Annotated in this window: 15 protein-coding genes; 4 read left to right on the plus strand and 11 right to left on the minus strand. The window is 68.5% G+C overall.

Features of this window, described 5'->3' with window-relative positions; all coding sequences use genetic code 11:
- Nucleotides 1–35 precede the first annotated feature (35 nt).
- The 6 genes from AC0QTQ_RS14540 to betI all read right to left on the minus strand — a co-directional run bounded on the left by AC0QTQ_RS14540 (nt 36) and on the right by betI (nt 5,447).
- Entirely contained in the window at nt 36–281 is a 246-nt protein-coding gene (locus AC0QTQ_RS14540) for an HP1242/YdcH family protein (protein ID WP_480257162.1), read from the minus strand.
- Between the two features lie 68 nt (nt 282–349).
- Nucleotides 350–889 carry a DUF1003 domain-containing protein gene (locus AC0QTQ_RS14545; RefSeq protein ID WP_480257163.1) on the minus strand — a complete coding sequence of 180 codons (540 nt, stop codon included), beginning with the start codon at nt 887–889 and terminating at the stop codon, nt 350–352.
- Nucleotides 890–963: 74 nt separating this feature from the next.
- Nucleotides 964–1,554, minus strand: a complete 591-nt coding sequence (locus AC0QTQ_RS14550) for a thermonuclease family protein (protein WP_480257164.1) — start codon at nt 1,552–1,554, stop codon at nt 964–966.
- Nucleotides 1,555–1,662: 108 nt separating this feature from the next.
- On the minus strand, nt 1,663–3,318 hold the full coding sequence (betA, locus tag AC0QTQ_RS14555) for a choline dehydrogenase (RefSeq protein ID WP_480257165.1): 1,656 nt from the start codon (nt 3,316–3,318) through the stop codon (nt 1,663–1,665).
- Between the two features lie 99 nt (nt 3,319–3,417).
- Entirely contained in the window at nt 3,418–4,869 is a 1,452-nt protein-coding gene (gene betB / locus AC0QTQ_RS14560; RefSeq protein ID WP_480257166.1) for a betaine-aldehyde dehydrogenase, read from the minus strand.
- Nucleotides 4,866–5,447, minus strand: a complete 582-nt coding sequence (gene betI, locus AC0QTQ_RS14565; RefSeq protein WP_121532855.1) for a choline-binding transcriptional repressor BetI — start codon at nt 5,445–5,447, stop codon at nt 4,866–4,868. The genes betB and betI overlap by 4 nt, the downstream gene beginning before the upstream one ends.
- 117 nt (nt 5,448–5,564) lie before the next feature.
- On the opposite strand from betI, the gene choX reads away from it, so the two are divergent.
- The 3 genes from choX to choV all read left to right on the plus strand — a co-directional run bounded on the left by choX (nt 5,565) and on the right by choV (nt 8,438).
- A complete protein-coding gene (choX, locus tag AC0QTQ_RS14570; RefSeq protein WP_121532853.1) occupies nt 5,565–6,494 on the plus strand; it encodes a choline ABC transporter substrate-binding protein in 930 nt (309 codons plus the stop codon).
- Between the two features lie 73 nt (nt 6,495–6,567).
- Nucleotides 6,568–7,404: a choline ABC transporter permease subunit gene (choW, locus tag AC0QTQ_RS14575; RefSeq protein ID WP_121532851.1), complete on the plus strand. Its 837-nt coding sequence runs from the start codon at nt 6,568–6,570 to the stop codon at nt 7,402–7,404.
- Nucleotides 7,401–8,438, plus strand: a complete 1,038-nt coding sequence (gene choV, locus AC0QTQ_RS14580) for a choline ABC transporter ATP-binding protein (protein ID WP_480257167.1) — start codon at nt 7,401–7,403, stop codon at nt 8,436–8,438. Before choW ends, choV begins: the two co-directional genes overlap by 4 nt.
- Nucleotides 8,439–8,580: 142 nt before the next feature.
- On the opposite strand, the gene AC0QTQ_RS14585 is transcribed toward choV, so the two are convergent.
- Entirely contained in the window at nt 8,581–9,501 is a 921-nt protein-coding gene (locus AC0QTQ_RS14585) for a DMT family transporter (RefSeq protein WP_480257168.1), read from the minus strand.
- A gap of 50 nt (nt 9,502–9,551) precedes the next feature.
- On the minus strand, nt 9,552–10,169 hold the full coding sequence (locus AC0QTQ_RS14590; protein WP_480257169.1) for a LysE/ArgO family amino acid transporter: 618 nt from the start codon (nt 10,167–10,169) through the stop codon (nt 9,552–9,554).
- An 80-nt stretch (nt 10,170–10,249) separates the two neighbouring features.
- Here AC0QTQ_RS14590 and AC0QTQ_RS14595 point away from each other — a divergent pair, with 80 nt between their 5' ends.
- The gene (locus tag AC0QTQ_RS14595; protein ID WP_480257170.1) at nt 10,250–11,110 is read left to right on the plus strand and encodes a LysR family transcriptional regulator ArgP; all 861 of its coding nucleotides are present in this window, start codon (nt 10,250–10,252) and stop codon (nt 11,108–11,110) included.
- Here the strand turns inward: AC0QTQ_RS14595 and AC0QTQ_RS14600 are convergent, their stop codons facing one another.
- The 3 genes from AC0QTQ_RS14600 to AC0QTQ_RS14610 all read right to left on the minus strand — a co-directional run bounded on the left by AC0QTQ_RS14600 (nt 11,111) and on the right by AC0QTQ_RS14610 (nt 12,641).
- Nucleotides 11,111–11,290, minus strand: a complete 180-nt coding sequence (locus AC0QTQ_RS14600; RefSeq protein ID WP_121532841.1) for a hypothetical protein — start codon at nt 11,288–11,290, stop codon at nt 11,111–11,113.
- A 129-nt stretch (nt 11,291–11,419) separates the two neighbouring features.
- A complete protein-coding gene (locus AC0QTQ_RS14605; protein ID WP_121532839.1) occupies nt 11,420–12,160 on the minus strand; it encodes a YebC/PmpR family DNA-binding transcriptional regulator in 741 nt (246 codons plus the stop codon).
- Between the two features lie 97 nt (nt 12,161–12,257).
- Nucleotides 12,258–12,641 (minus strand): lipoprotein, encoded by a 384-nt coding sequence (locus AC0QTQ_RS14610; protein WP_480257172.1) that lies wholly within the window; start codon nt 12,639–12,641, stop codon nt 12,258–12,260.
- Between the last annotated feature and the right edge of the window lies 1 nt (nt 12,642).

Here is a 12,642-nt window from a genome sequence, read left to right on the forward strand (position 1 = left end):
TCCCCGGGGCCTTGCCGTTTCGCCAAGCTGTCGTCTCAGACGTCGGCCAAGGCCAGTGCCCGCGCGATCTCGTCCTTGATCGCGGCACGCTGCTTGCGCAGCGCCACCTCGGCCAGCTCGTCCATCGCATCGACATGGGTTTCCGCGCGGTGCACACGGTCATTGATCGCGTCATAATCCTCGAGCAACTTCGCAAAGCGCGGGTCCGCGCCCTTGAGCGCGCGCAGCTTGTCGATCGCGAAGGGGAATTCTTCCTGCAGCGTGTGCGGCGTGTTGGACATCTGGCCTCTCCCTCTCTTAAGGTCACGAGAACCCTAGCCGGAAAGCGCCCGCCCCGCCTTGACCCGGGTCAAACCTGCGGCGGATTGCGCAACGCCGCGGCAATCTCGTCGAGCCGCCCCTCGAGTTCCTTGAACCGCCCCTCGATCGCCACCATCCGCATGTCGTCGATCTTCTCGTGCAGCCGCATGATCTCGAGCTCGGATTTCAGGTTCACCTCATAGTCATGCGCCGCCGCCTCCCGGTCCTTCTCGGCCTGACGGTTTTGCGACATCATGATCACCGGCGCCTGAAAGGCCGCGACCATCGACAGGATCAGGTTCAGGAAGACGAAGGGGTAAGGGTCGGGCGGCGCCATCAGCAGCACCGCGTTCAGCACCACCCAGGCCACGAGGCACCCGAGGAAGATGAAGATGAAGGTCCAGGAGCCGCCGAAGGCCGCCACCCGGTCGGCGACGCGCTCGCCAAGGCTGCCGTGCTCGACGCTCAGATCGCGCGAGATCGTCGCCTTCTCGGCCACCCGCTTCAGCACGCGCCGGTCGCGCTCGCTCAGCTCCTCGACCGGCTTGCCCAGAAGGCGCTCGGCCAACGCGCGCAGCTTTGCATCCATGACAGTCTCCCGAAACGACGTCCGGCAACTCTGCGCTGCGGCGCGGCCCTTGTCCACGTCGCCGTCGCGGTGCCTCAGTCGCCGGCGTGGCGCCAGCCCGCGGCGCGTGCCTCGGCCTCGGTGCAGAACCAGCGCTCGCCCGTCGCGGTGTTGATCCGGGTCCTGGCATAGCTGCGATCGTCCGGCAGGTGATAGATCCGCCCGCGCGACGAGATGTTGCCCTTGATCGCGCAGCCCTTGGGCACCGCCTGCACCGGCCGGGCGCCCGCACGCACCGCGGCGGGGTTCTCGGCCGCACCGGCCCAGATCCCGCGTCGGGCCGCCTTCGCCCGCCCCTCCTCGGCGACGTAATCGAGCGAATAGCGGCGATAGGCGAAGGCCATGCCGTCACGCACCATCGCCGCGCCAAGGTCGCGCCCGGCGACGGTGCAGCGCGCCACAAGCCGGCCGAAGCGGTCCTGCTCCTCGCCCGAACAGCGCACGGCCCGGCCCTGGACCAGGTCGCGCAGTGCCTCGGTCGCGCGTGTGCCACAGGCCCAGGGCCGGCCGGCCGCATCGGTGCAGCGCTGGTCACGTTCGGGCGCGTCGATGCCGAAAAGCCGCACCCGCTCGCCGGAAATCTCCAGCGTGTCGCCGTCGATCACCCGCACCGGGCCGTCGAGCATCGCCCCGAAGGCCGGTCCGGCGCAGAGGGCAAGGAGTAAACAAAACCTGAACATGCCCCAGATATGGCGGAACGCCCCCGGGATGCAAGCAAGATCCTGTGGAGCCCCTCAGCGCTGCGCGTGCCCCCAGGCGGGGTTGATCCAGGGTTCGAGGTTCTCGGCCGGAAGGCGCCGCCCCAGGATGTGATCGGCCATCTTCTCGCCGGTCATGATCGAGGGCCCGTTCAGGTTGCCGTTGGTGATGCGCGGGAAGACCGAGCTGTCGGCGACGCGCAGGCCCCGCACGCCGATCACCCGCCCCTCTGGGTCGACCACCGCCATCGGGTCCTCCGCCCGCCCCATCCGCGCCGTGCCGCAGGGGTGGAAGGCGCTCTCGGCATGTTCGCGGATGAAGCCGTCGATCTCGTCATCCGAGGCAACGGCCCGTCCCGGCTGGATCTCATGCTTCACATGACCGGCCATCGCCGGCTGGGCGAAGATCTCGCGCGTCAGGCGGATGCACTTGCGGAATTCGGCCCAGTCGTCGGGGTGCGACATGTAGTTGAAGCGGATCACCGGGTTCTCGCGCGGATCGGCCGAGCGCAGGGTGACCGCCCCGCGCGACTTCGACCGCATCGGCCCGACATGGACCTGGAAGCCATGCCCCTCGGCCGCCGCGCGCCCGTCATAGCGCACCGCGATCGGCAGGAAGTGATACTGGATGTCGGGGTATTTCACCCCGGCGTCCGAGCGGATGAAGCCGCAGGCCTCGAACTGGTTCGAGGCGCCGAGACCGCGCTTCGTCAAAAGCCATTGCGCGCCGATCGCCGCCTTGCCCCAGAGGTTCCAGTATTTGTAAAGCGTCACCGGCTGTTTTGCCGCGAACTGCATGTAGACCTCGAGGTGGTCTTGCAGGTTCGCCCCCACACCGGGCCGGTCCGCCACCACCGCGATGCCGTGCCCGGCCAGATGCGCCGCCGGCCCGATGCCCGACAGCATCAACAGCTTCGGCGTGTTGAGCGAGCTTGCCGCCAGCACCACCTCGGCGCGCGCGCGCAGCACCTCGACCTTGCCGCCGCGCTCGTATTCGACGCCCACGGCGCGGCCGTCCTCGATCACCACGCGCCGCGCAAGGCCGCGCACGATGGTCAGATTGCCGCCCTTCAGCGCCGGGCGCAGATAGGCATTGGCCGCCGACCAGCGCCGCCCCTGCCAGATCGTCGCCTCCATCGCGCCGAAGCCTTCCTGCTGACGACCGTTGTAATCGCCCGTCACCGGATAGCCCGCCTGCGCGCCCGCCTCGACGAAGGCGCCGAAGAGCGGATTTGCACGCGGGCCACGGGTGACATGCAGCGGCCCGGAATGGCCGCGCCAGGCGGCATCGCCGCCGTCATCGCCGCCGTGCCAGTTTTCCATGCGCCTGAAATAGGGCAGCACGTCGGCATAGCTCCAGCCCGTCGCGCCGCTCTCCGCCCAATGGTCGAAATCGCAGGCGTGCCCACGGACGAAGACCATGCCGTTGATCGAGGACGAGCCGCCGATCACCTTGCCGCGCGGCGTCACCAGAGACCGGTTGCCAAGGCCCGGCTCGGGCTCGCTCTTCATGCCCCAGTCATAGAGCGCCATGTTCATCGGATAGGACAGCGCCGCCGGCATCTGGATGAACGGCCCCGCGTCCGAGCCGCCATGCTCGACGATCACCACCTTGTGCCCGGCTTCGGTCAGCCGGTAGGCCAGCGCCGAACCACCCGAGCCCGCGCCGACGATCACATAATCCGCTTCCATCACGCATCCCTCCGGGCCCGGGGCCCCTGTTCATCTTGCCCGAAATACCTCGGGGGCCCGGGGGCGGCGCCCCCGGACATCCCCGTCCCGGGCCACCGCTCAATAGGGGCTGTCGACCGGCCCGGTGCCGACGTAGACCGCCTTCACCTGGGTGTAATGCTCGACCGCCGCACGCGAGTTCTCGCGCCCGAGGCCCGAGGCCTTGACCGCCCCGAAGGGCATCTCGACCGGGGTCAGGTTGTAGGCGTTGATCCAGCAGGTGCCGGCCTGAAGCTGCCCGATCACCCGGTGCCCGCGGGCGAGATCGGCAGTGAAGACCCCCGCCGCCAACCCGAATTCGGTGCCGTTCGCGCGCGCGATCACCTCGTCCTCGGTCTCGAAATCAAGCACCGCCATCACCGGGCCGAAGACCTCCTCGCGCGCGAGCGTCATCGCGTCGGTGACATCGGCGAAAACGGTGGGCTGCACGAAAAGCGGCCCCTCGTTGCCGGCGGACCCGCCGCAGACCAGCCGCGCGCCCTCGGCCCGTGCCTTCTCGATATAGCCCAGCACCTTCTCGTGCTGCGCGGCCGAGACCAGCGGCCCGAACTGCGTGTCCTCGGCCAGCGGATCGCCGGCGACGATCTTCGCCGTACGCGCGGCGAGCCGGCTCAGGAACGCCTCCTTCACCGAGCGCTGCACGAAGACCCGCGTGCCGTTCGAGCAGATCTGCCCGGAGGAATAGAAATTCCCCAGCATCGCGGCGCCCACCGCGCTGTCGAGATCGGCATCCTCGAACACGATCAGCGGCGACTTGCCGCCCAGCTCCATCGTCACGTGCTTCATCCCGGCGGCCGCCGCGGCATAGACCTTCGCCCCGGTCGGCACCGAGCCGGTGAGCGAGACCTTGGCGATTCGCGAATCGGTCGCCAGCGCCGCGCCGACCTCGCCGCGCCCCTGCACGACGTTGAAGAGACCCGCGGGCATCCCCGCCTCGATCAAAATCTCGGCAAGTTTCAGCGCGCCGAGCGGCGTGACCTCCGAGGGTTTGAACACCATCGCATTGCCAAGCGCGAGCGCCGGCGCGGCCTTCCAGCAGGCGATCTGGCTGGGATAGTTCCACGCGCCGATGCCAGCGCACACGCCCAGCGGCTCGCGAATCGTATAGGCGAAATCACCCCCCAGCGGGATCGTCTCGCCGGTCACCGTAGGGGCGAGCCCGGCGAAATATTCGAGCGCATCGGCGCCCGAGGGCCAGTCGGCGACACGCGTTTCCTGGATCGGCTTGCCGGTGTCGAGGGTCTCGAGGAGCGCCAGCTCCTCGCCCCGCGCGCGGATGATCTCGACCGCCTTCATCAGCACCCGTGCCCGCTCGATGGGGCGGCGCCGGCCCCAGTCTGCCTGCGCCGCGACCGCGCCCGCAATCGCCGCCTCGAGCACCGCAGGCGTCGCCGCATGCAGCCGCGCGATGACCTCGCCGGTGCCCGGATAGATCACCTCGATCGGCGCCCCGGCCGTGTCCTCGAGCCAGTCGCCATTGACGAAATGGCTTGCCTTCGGTTGTGCCTTCATCCCCGCACCTCCAGTTCACGATCCAGATATTCCGTAACGATTTTCAGGGCATAGGCCCGGTCCGGCGCGCCGTCGGCCAGCGCCGCGCGGATATAGACGCCGTCGATCAGCGCGCCGAGGCCGCGCGCCACCGCCTCGGCCCGCGCGCCCACCAGCGGGCGCAGCTCGTGGCGCAGGTTCGAGCGCAGACGGCGCTGATAGACCCGCAGCAGCCGGTGCGCCTCGGGCAGGGTCTGCGCCAGAACGTAGAAGTTCAGCCAGGCCGAGATCGTCTCGCGGCGGAAGCTGCCCGGTGCGAAGCTGCCCGAGACGATCGCGCGCAGCCGGCTCTCGGCCGTCGTCGCGGTCGAGAGCGCCCCGCGCACCTCGGCCCCGTAAAGGGTCAGGATCGAGCGCATCGCGGCGAGGAAGATCTGTTCCTTCGAGCCGAAGTAATGATGCGCCAGCGCCGAGCTCATTCCCGCCCGCCGCGCGATCTGCGCGACCGTGACTTCAAGCGAGCCCGCCTCGCCCACGGTCTCGATCGTGGCTTTCACCAGTGCTGCCCGTCGAATAGGCTCTGCCCCCAGCTTCGGCATGGTTTGCGACCCACCTTGAAAAAAGTCCTTGCCATCCGGAGCTACAGGCAAGTTTATTGACTCGTCAATCAACAAAAACGCCTGACCCTGAATCTGGGCTACCAACGGGAGACCAACATGATCCTTCGTTCCCTTCTTCTGGCCGGCACCGCCACGCTCGCCCTTGCCTCGGGCGCCGTGGCTGCGGGTTGCGACAAGGTGACCTTCTCGGATGTCGGCTGGACCGACATCACCTCGACGACCGCCGTTGCGACCACCGTGCTGCAGGCGCTCGGCTACGAGACCGACATCAAGGTGCTCTCGGTGCCGGTGACCTATTCTGCGCTCGCCTCGGGCGACGTCGATGTGTTCCTCGGCAACTGGATGCCCTCGATGGAGGCGGACCTTGCCCCCTATCGCGAGGACGGCACGGTCGAGACGGTGCGCACCAACCTGACCGGCGCGAAATACACGCTTGCGACCAATGCCGCGGGCGCCGCGCTCGGGATCAAGGACTTTGCCGATCTCGCCGCGCACAAGGCCGACCTCGACGGCAAGATCTATGGCATCGAGCCGGGCAATGACGGCAACCGGCTGATCCTCGACATGCTCGAGGGCGATGCCTTCCACCTGAAGGGCTTCGAACTGGTCGAAAGCTCGGAACAGGGGATGCTGGCCCAGGTCGCGCGCGCCGACAAGGCCGGCAAGCCGGTGGTCTTCCTCGGCTGGGAACCGCACCCGATGAACGCCAATTTCAAGATGACCTATCTCGCCGGCGGCGACGACTTCTTCGGCCCCGATTTCGGCGGTGCGGTGGTCGACACCAACGTTCGCAAGGGCTATGTCACGGACTGCCCGAACGTCGGCAAGTTCCTGAAGAACCTGTCCTTCTCGCTGCCGATGGAAAACGAGATCATGGGCAAGATCCTCGACGGCGGAGAAGAGCCCGCCGCGGCCGCGAAGGAATGGCTTGCCGCCCATCCCGATGTCGTGACCCCCTGGCTCGACGGCGTGACGACCAAGGACGGCGGCGACGCCACGGCCGCCGTCGCCAGCGCGCTGAAATAAGCGCAGCACTCGCCGGCCCTTCCGGCCTCCGGAAGGGCCTCTCCATCCAACCGCGGCGAAGGGAGATCGCGCGATGGATTGGCTTACAGCCAACAAGATTCCGGTCGGCAAGGTGGCGAAGACCATCTTCGACTGGCTCAAGGACAATGCCGGCGGCTTCTTCGACACGCTCGCCGCAATGATGCAGGCGCTGATTGACGGCATCCTGTGGGTGCTCGAAACACCGCATCCGCTGATCGTGGCCGGGGTGTTCACCGCGATCACCTGGCTGGTGCAGCGCAGCTGGCGCACCACCGCGCTGGTCTTCGCGGGGTTCCTGTTCATCCTCAACCAGGGCTACTGGAAGGCGACGATGGAGAGCCTGACGCTGGTGCTGTCGGCCTGTGTCGTGTGCATGGCGATCGGCGTGCCGATCGGCATCGCCGCCGCGCACCGCCCGCGCCTGTTCAAGGCGCTGCAGCCGGTGCTCGACCTGATGCAGACCCTGCCGACCTTCGTCTATCTGATCCCGGCGATCGTGTTCTTCGGCATCGGCATGGTGCCCGGGCTGATCGCCACGGTGATCTTCGTGCTGCCCGCGCCGATCCGGCTGACCCATCTCGGCGTCGTCTCGACGCCCGAGTCGCTGCTCGAGGCCGCCCGCGCCTTCGGCGCCACGCCGCGCCAGGTGCTGTGGAAGGTGGAACTGCCCTGGGCCACGCCGCAGATCATGGCGGGGCTGAACCAGACGATCATGCTCTCGCTCTCGATGGTGGTGATCGCCGCCCTCGTCGGCGCGAACGGGCTTGGCGTGCCGGTCGTGCGGGCGCTCAACTCGGTCAACACCGCGCTCGGCTTCGAGTCGGGCTTCATCATCGTCGTGGTCGCCATCATCCTTGACCGCATGCTGCGCCGGGAGGCCCGGAAATGAGCGATACCCCCCGTCGCATTGCCGTCGAATTCGACAAGGTCTCGATCGTCTTCGGCGACGCGCCTCAGGCGGCGCTGCCGCTGATGGATGCGGGCCAGAGCCGCGCCGAAGTGAAGAACGCCACGCGCCAGGTGCTGGGCGTGCACGATTGCTCGCTGAAGGTCGCCGAGGGCGAGATCCTCGTTCTGATGGGCCTCTCGGGCTCGGGCAAGTCGACACTCCTGCGCGCGGTGAACGCCCTGAACCCGGTCTGCCGCGGCGAGGTGCGCATCCTCGATGGCGACACCACGCTCACCTCGGTCACCCATGCCGATGCCCCGACGCTGCGCCGGTTGCGGCTGACCCGCGTCGCGATGGTGTTCCAGCAATTCGGCCTGCTGCCCTGGCGCACGGTGCGTGAGAATGTCGGCCTCGGGCTCGAACTCGCCGGGATGAAACCGGCCGAGCGACAGGCGAAGGTCGACGCGCAGCTTGCCCTCGTCGGGCTGTCGGACTGGGCGAACCGCAAGGTGGGCGAGCTTTCGGGCGGCATGCAGCAGCGCGTGGGCCTTGCCCGCGCCTTCGCCACCGAGGCGCCGATCCTGCTGATGGACGAACCCTTCTCGGCGCTCGATCCGTTGATCCGGGCGAAGCTGCAGGATGAACTGCTCGAGCTGCAGGCGAAACTGCACCGCACCATCATCTTCGTCAGCCACGACCTGGACGAGGCGTTCAAGCTCGGCAACCGGATCGCGCTGATGGAGGGCGGGCGGATCGTGCAATGCGGCACCGCGCACGAGATCATCGCCAACCCGGTCGACGATTACGTCGCCGATTTCGTCGCGCACATGAACCCGCTGGGCGTACTGACCGCCGATGACCTGGCCGAGCCGGGCCCGGCCGAGGGCACACCGCTTTCGCCCGACACGCCGGTGAAGACGGTGATGGAGCAGCTTTGCGCCGTCGATGCCGTGGCGATCGAGGGCGGGCGCCGGATCACCCGGCAAGGCGTGCTCGCCCGGCTCATCGCGCCGCAGGGCAGCGCCGCCGGCTGAGGGCCCAAGTATTTCTGCCAGGAAAAAGCCCCCCGTTCGCATCCCGGACGGGGGGTTTTGCTGTTCGGACCCGGCTTTTCCCTGGCCCAGGCCCTCGCGCGACGACGGGGGCATGCACCGGCGCCGGGCGCTCAGTCCCGGGTCAGACCTTGGTCTCGGGCACACTCGGCGTGGCGCGGCGCTTCAGCTGTGCCTCGCGCCAGGTCATGTAGCTGATCGCGCCGATGATCAGCGCACCGCCGAGGATGACCCAGGGGTCGATGCGCTCATCGAACAGGATCGCCCCGGCCGTCGCGGCCCAGACCAGCTGCAGGAAGGCCACCGGCTGGGTGACGGTGACCGGGGCGGCGGCAAAGGCGCGGGTCATGCAGTAATGGCCGAGCGTCGCGAACCCCGCGGTGGTGCCAAGCCAGGCGACCTCGGCCAGAGTCATCGGCTTCCACACCGCAAGCGCGAAAGGCGCGAGGTAAAGCGTGACCATCACCGTCATCATCGCCACCACGACGCTCGCCGGGGCAAGCGTCGTCAGCCGCTTCATCACCAGATAGGCGATGCCGAAGAAGAAGGCGGCGCACAGCTGCGCCAGATGGCCCGGCGCCACCTCTCGGATGCCGGGGCGCAGAATGATCAGCGCACCGACGATCGCCACGCCAACCGCCAGCCCGCGCCGCCAGGCAAAGCCCTCGCCGAGCAGAAGCGCGCCGCCGATTGTCACCACGATCGGGTTGAGATAGCCGATCGCGGTGACATCGGCGATCGGGATCCGCGCCATCGCATAGAACCACAGCAGCACCGCCGTCGCCTGCAGGAAACCGCGCAGCCCGAACAGCGCCCAGACCCGCGCCGGAAACCGGCTGCGCGCGATCTGCACGATCGCCGGGGCGACGAAGACCCAGCCCCAGAGGAAGCGGATGAACGAGCTTTGCGCCGCCGGCACCGCCGAGCCCAGGAAATGCACGATCACATTGACCGCGGTGAAGCTGAGCGTGGTGGCCAGCATCCACAGCACGCCCTGCACCGGGCGGTCCTGTCCATCGAAAGCGGGGGCGGATGTCGTGCTCATGCCCTTTTCTGCGACCTGCGACAGACGGCCGCAAGGCCGCGATTGTATGCTTACACGCCGCCCAGGGCGAGCCGCGCCGCGACCGAGGCGAGGATCAGCGCGACGCCCGCATCAAGGAGCCGCCAGGCCGCCGGCCGGGCGAAGAGCGGCGCGAGCAGCCGCGCGCCATAGGCAAGCGCAAAGAAGAACAGGACCGAGGCCGTCGCCGCCCCGGCGCCGAAGGCCAGCCCCTCGCCCGGGAACTGCGCCGAGACCGCCCCCAGAAGCACCACGGTATCCAGCCAGACATGCGGGTTCGCCCAGGTCAGCGCGGCCACGGTCGCCAGCACCGCGGCCAGCGACGGCGCCGCCCCCTGCCCCGCATCAAGCGCCGCGCCGCCCACCCAGGCCGCGCGCGCAGCGCGGATTGCATACCAGCCGAGGAAGGCGACACCGCCCCAGCGCAGCGCCTCGGCCAGCCACGGCAGCCGCGCCGTCACCGCGGCAAAGCCCGCGACGCCCAGCGCGATCAGCACCGCATCCGACAGCGCACAGAAGAGCGCCACCGCGAACACATGCTCGCGCCGCAGCCCCTGGCGCAGCACGAAGGCATTCTGCGCGCCGATCGCGACGATCAGGCCAAGGCCAAGGCGAAGGCCCGCCAGCGCGGCAACGAGGGATTGGGTCATCGGGCACCTCCGGCGAATTCCCTCGCATGGTCGCGCCTTCAGCGCTACTGAATTGAGCTAATCCGGATGAAGGAACGCTTATGTTCGACTATGCCGCGCTCGAGGCGCTTTCGGCCGTGCTTGCCACCGGCTCCTTCGAGGCGGCGGCGGCGCGGCTGCATGTCACCCCCTCGGCGGTGTCGCAACGCATCCGCACGCTCGAGGACCGGATGGGGGCGGTTCTCGTGATCCGCGGCACGCCCTGCACCGGCACCGAGGCGGGGCTGCGCCTGGCGCGCCACGCCGAGGCGGTGGCCCTGCTCGAGGCCGAGCTGACCCCGCCCGAGGCGCCGCCGGTGCTGCGCATCGCGGTCAATGCCGACAGTCTGGCGACCTGGGTGCTGCCGGCGCTTGCCGCGGTGCCCGACCGGCTCTTCGATCTGGTGATCGACGATCAGGACCATTCCGCCGACTGGCTGCGCCGCGGCGAGGTGGTGGCGGCGGTGACGTCCTCGGCGCGGGCGGTGCCGGGCTGCGACGTGCGCCCGCTCGGCGCGCTGCGCTATCTTGCGACAGCCTCCCCCGCCTTCATCGCACGGCATTTCCCGGAGGGGCTCAGCACCGCGGCGCTGGCCCGTGCGCCGGCGCTGGTCTTCAACGAGAAGGACGGGTTGCAGGCGGCCTGGCTGCGGCAGGTGACGGGCGAGAGCCCGCCGCTGCGCGCGCATCGCATCGCCTCCACCACCGCCTTCGTCGAGGCGGCGGAACTGGGCCTTGGCTGGGGGATGAACCCCGAGGTGCTGGTGCGCGGCGCGATCGCGGCGGGCCGGCTCGCGGCGCTTGCCCCCGAACCGCTCGCCGTGGCGCTGTACTGGCAAAGCGCACGCCGGCTTGCAGGCCCCCTCGCCCCGCTCACCCGCGCAATGCGGGCGGCGGCCGGCCGGGTGCTGCTGCCCGGCTGATCACTCCTCGGCGCTGTCCGCCTTGCGCGCGGCCGCCGCGGCCTTCATCCGCGCCAGAAGCTCGGCCTTGGTGTTGCCACCCGTGCCGAAGGGGTTCTTGTCCGAGCCCTTGGCGTTGTGTTCGGCATGGCGCGGCGTGTTCTTGCCGACCTTCGCCCCGCCCGATTTCGAATAGTCCATCTGTGCCTCCCGGCGCTGATCCTGAAATTCGAGTCTTTGTGCCAGGAAAAAGCAACAGGGTTTTTCCCGGCAGAAATACTCACGGCCCGACGTTTCCGCCGGGCCGGTCGTTCGTCATTTGCCGCGCGCTCAGAGCTGCGCCGCCACGTCCTCGGGGACGTCGAAATTGTGCGTCACCGTCTGCACGTCGTCGTCTTCCTCGAGCGTGTCAATCAGCTTCATCAGCTTCTGCGCGGTCTCGAGGTCGACCTCGGTGGTCACCTGCGGCTTCCAGATCAGCTTCGACTCGGTCGATTCGCCAAGGGTCTTCTCCAGCGCCTCGGACACGTCCGACAGGGCTTCGACGGCGCAGTAGATGTAATGGCCGTCCTCGTCGCTTTCAACGTCATCGGCGCCCGCGTCGAGCGCGGCCATCATCACCGTGTCGGCATCGCCCGCCGAAACCGGATAGCTGATCTCGCCCAGGCGGTCGAAGCCGTGGCTGACCGAACCGGTCTGGCCAAGGTTGCCACCCGCCTTGGTGAAGTAGCTGCGCACGTTCGAGGCGGTGCGGTTCAGGTTGTCGGTCATGCATTCGACGATGATCGCGATGCCATTCGGGCCATAGCCCTCATAGCGGATCTCGGTATAGTCGGCCGCATCGCCCATCTGCGACTTCTTGATCGCGCGGTCGATCACGTCCTTCGGCATCGAGACGGCCTTGGCCGCCTTCACCGCCAGACGCAGGCGCGGGTTCTTGTCCGGGTCCGGGTCGCCCATCTTCGCGGCGACGGTGATTTCCTTCGCCAGTTTCGAGAACATCTTCGAGCGGATCGCATCCTGCTTGCCCTTGCGGTGCTGGATGTTCGCCCATTTCGAATGGCCTGCCATGACCGTCTCCGTGGAAATTCCGTGAAATCCCGGCCTCTATAAGCCAGCGAGGGGGCGGGCTGCAAGCACCCGCCCCCTCCGCGCGCGCCGGCAGGGCTCAGAAATAGTGGATCGTGCTCGTGTGCGAGCGGTTGTCCGAGCTCTCGCCGGGCTGCGGCGTCTGCCAGACCCAGTGCCGCCCGTCGGCCGGACGATCGAGGGTGATCGTCGCATAGGGCTCGAACAGCGGGGCAAGCGCGGTGTTCGCCGCGATCGAGGGATGATGCACCACGACGGCGTAATCCATCGCCTGCGGGCAATCGGCAAAGCGGCCCGAGGGCGCGGTGCGGATGTCGGCGCGGCACACCGAACCGTCGAAGAAGTGCACGGCGAGCGTATCGGACAGCAGCGTCACCCGCGACGGGTTGGCGGGCGGCATCGAGCCGGCGGCACAGCCGGCAAGCAGCGCGGCGGGAAGAAGGGCGAAAAGCGGGCGACGCATG

The sequence above is a fragment of the Paenirhodobacter sp. YD-8 genome (assembly GCF_056590935.1).

What these genes read in the sequence shown, in the direction of transcription:
- choV (WP_480257167.1), top strand. Translation starts at nt 7,401, where the DNA reads ATGAGCGATACCCCCCGTCGCATTGCCGTCGAATTCGACAAGGTCTCG.
- AC0QTQ_RS14600 (WP_121532841.1), bottom strand. Translation starts at nt 11,290, where the DNA reads ATGGACTATTCGAAATCGGGCGGGGCGAAGGTCGGCAAGAACACGCCG.
- AC0QTQ_RS14545 (WP_480257163.1), bottom strand. Translation starts at nt 889, where the DNA reads ATGGATGCAAAGCTGCGCGCGTTGGCCGAGCGCCTTCTGGGCAAGCCG.
- choW (WP_121532851.1), top strand. Translation starts at nt 6,568, where the DNA reads ATGGATTGGCTTACAGCCAACAAGATTCCGGTCGGCAAGGTGGCGAAG.
- AC0QTQ_RS14605 (WP_121532839.1), bottom strand. Translation starts at nt 12,160, where the DNA reads ATGGCAGGCCATTCGAAATGGGCGAACATCCAGCACCGCAAGGGCAAG.
- betB (WP_480257166.1), bottom strand. Translation starts at nt 4,869, where the DNA reads ATGAAGGCACAACCGAAGGCAAGCCATTTCGTCAATGGCGACTGGCTC.
- AC0QTQ_RS14590 (WP_480257169.1), bottom strand. Translation starts at nt 10,169, where the DNA reads ATGACCCAATCCCTCGTTGCCGCGCTGGCGGGCCTTCGCCTTGGCCTT.
- betI (WP_121532855.1), bottom strand. Translation starts at nt 5,447, where the DNA reads ATGCCGAAGCTGGGGGCAGAGCCTATTCGACGGGCAGCACTGGTGAAA.
- choX (WP_121532853.1), top strand. Translation starts at nt 5,565, where the DNA reads ATGATCCTTCGTTCCCTTCTTCTGGCCGGCACCGCCACGCTCGCCCTT.
- AC0QTQ_RS14595 (WP_480257170.1), top strand. Translation starts at nt 10,250, where the DNA reads ATGTTCGACTATGCCGCGCTCGAGGCGCTTTCGGCCGTGCTTGCCACC.
- betA (WP_480257165.1), bottom strand. Translation starts at nt 3,318, where the DNA reads ATGGAAGCGGATTATGTGATCGTCGGCGCGGGCTCGGGTGGTTCGGCG.
- AC0QTQ_RS14610 (WP_480257172.1), bottom strand. Translation starts at nt 12,641, where the DNA reads ATGCGTCGCCCGCTTTTCGCCCTTCTTCCCGCCGCGCTGCTTGCCGGC.
- AC0QTQ_RS14585 (WP_480257168.1), bottom strand. Translation starts at nt 9,501, where the DNA reads ATGAGCACGACATCCGCCCCCGCTTTCGATGGACAGGACCGCCCGGTG.
- AC0QTQ_RS14540 (WP_480257162.1), bottom strand. Translation starts at nt 281, where the DNA reads ATGTCCAACACGCCGCACACGCTGCAGGAAGAATTCCCCTTCGCGATC.
- AC0QTQ_RS14550 (WP_480257164.1), bottom strand. Translation starts at nt 1,554, where the DNA reads ATGCTCGACGGCCCGGTGCGGGTGATCGACGGCGACACGCTGGAGATT.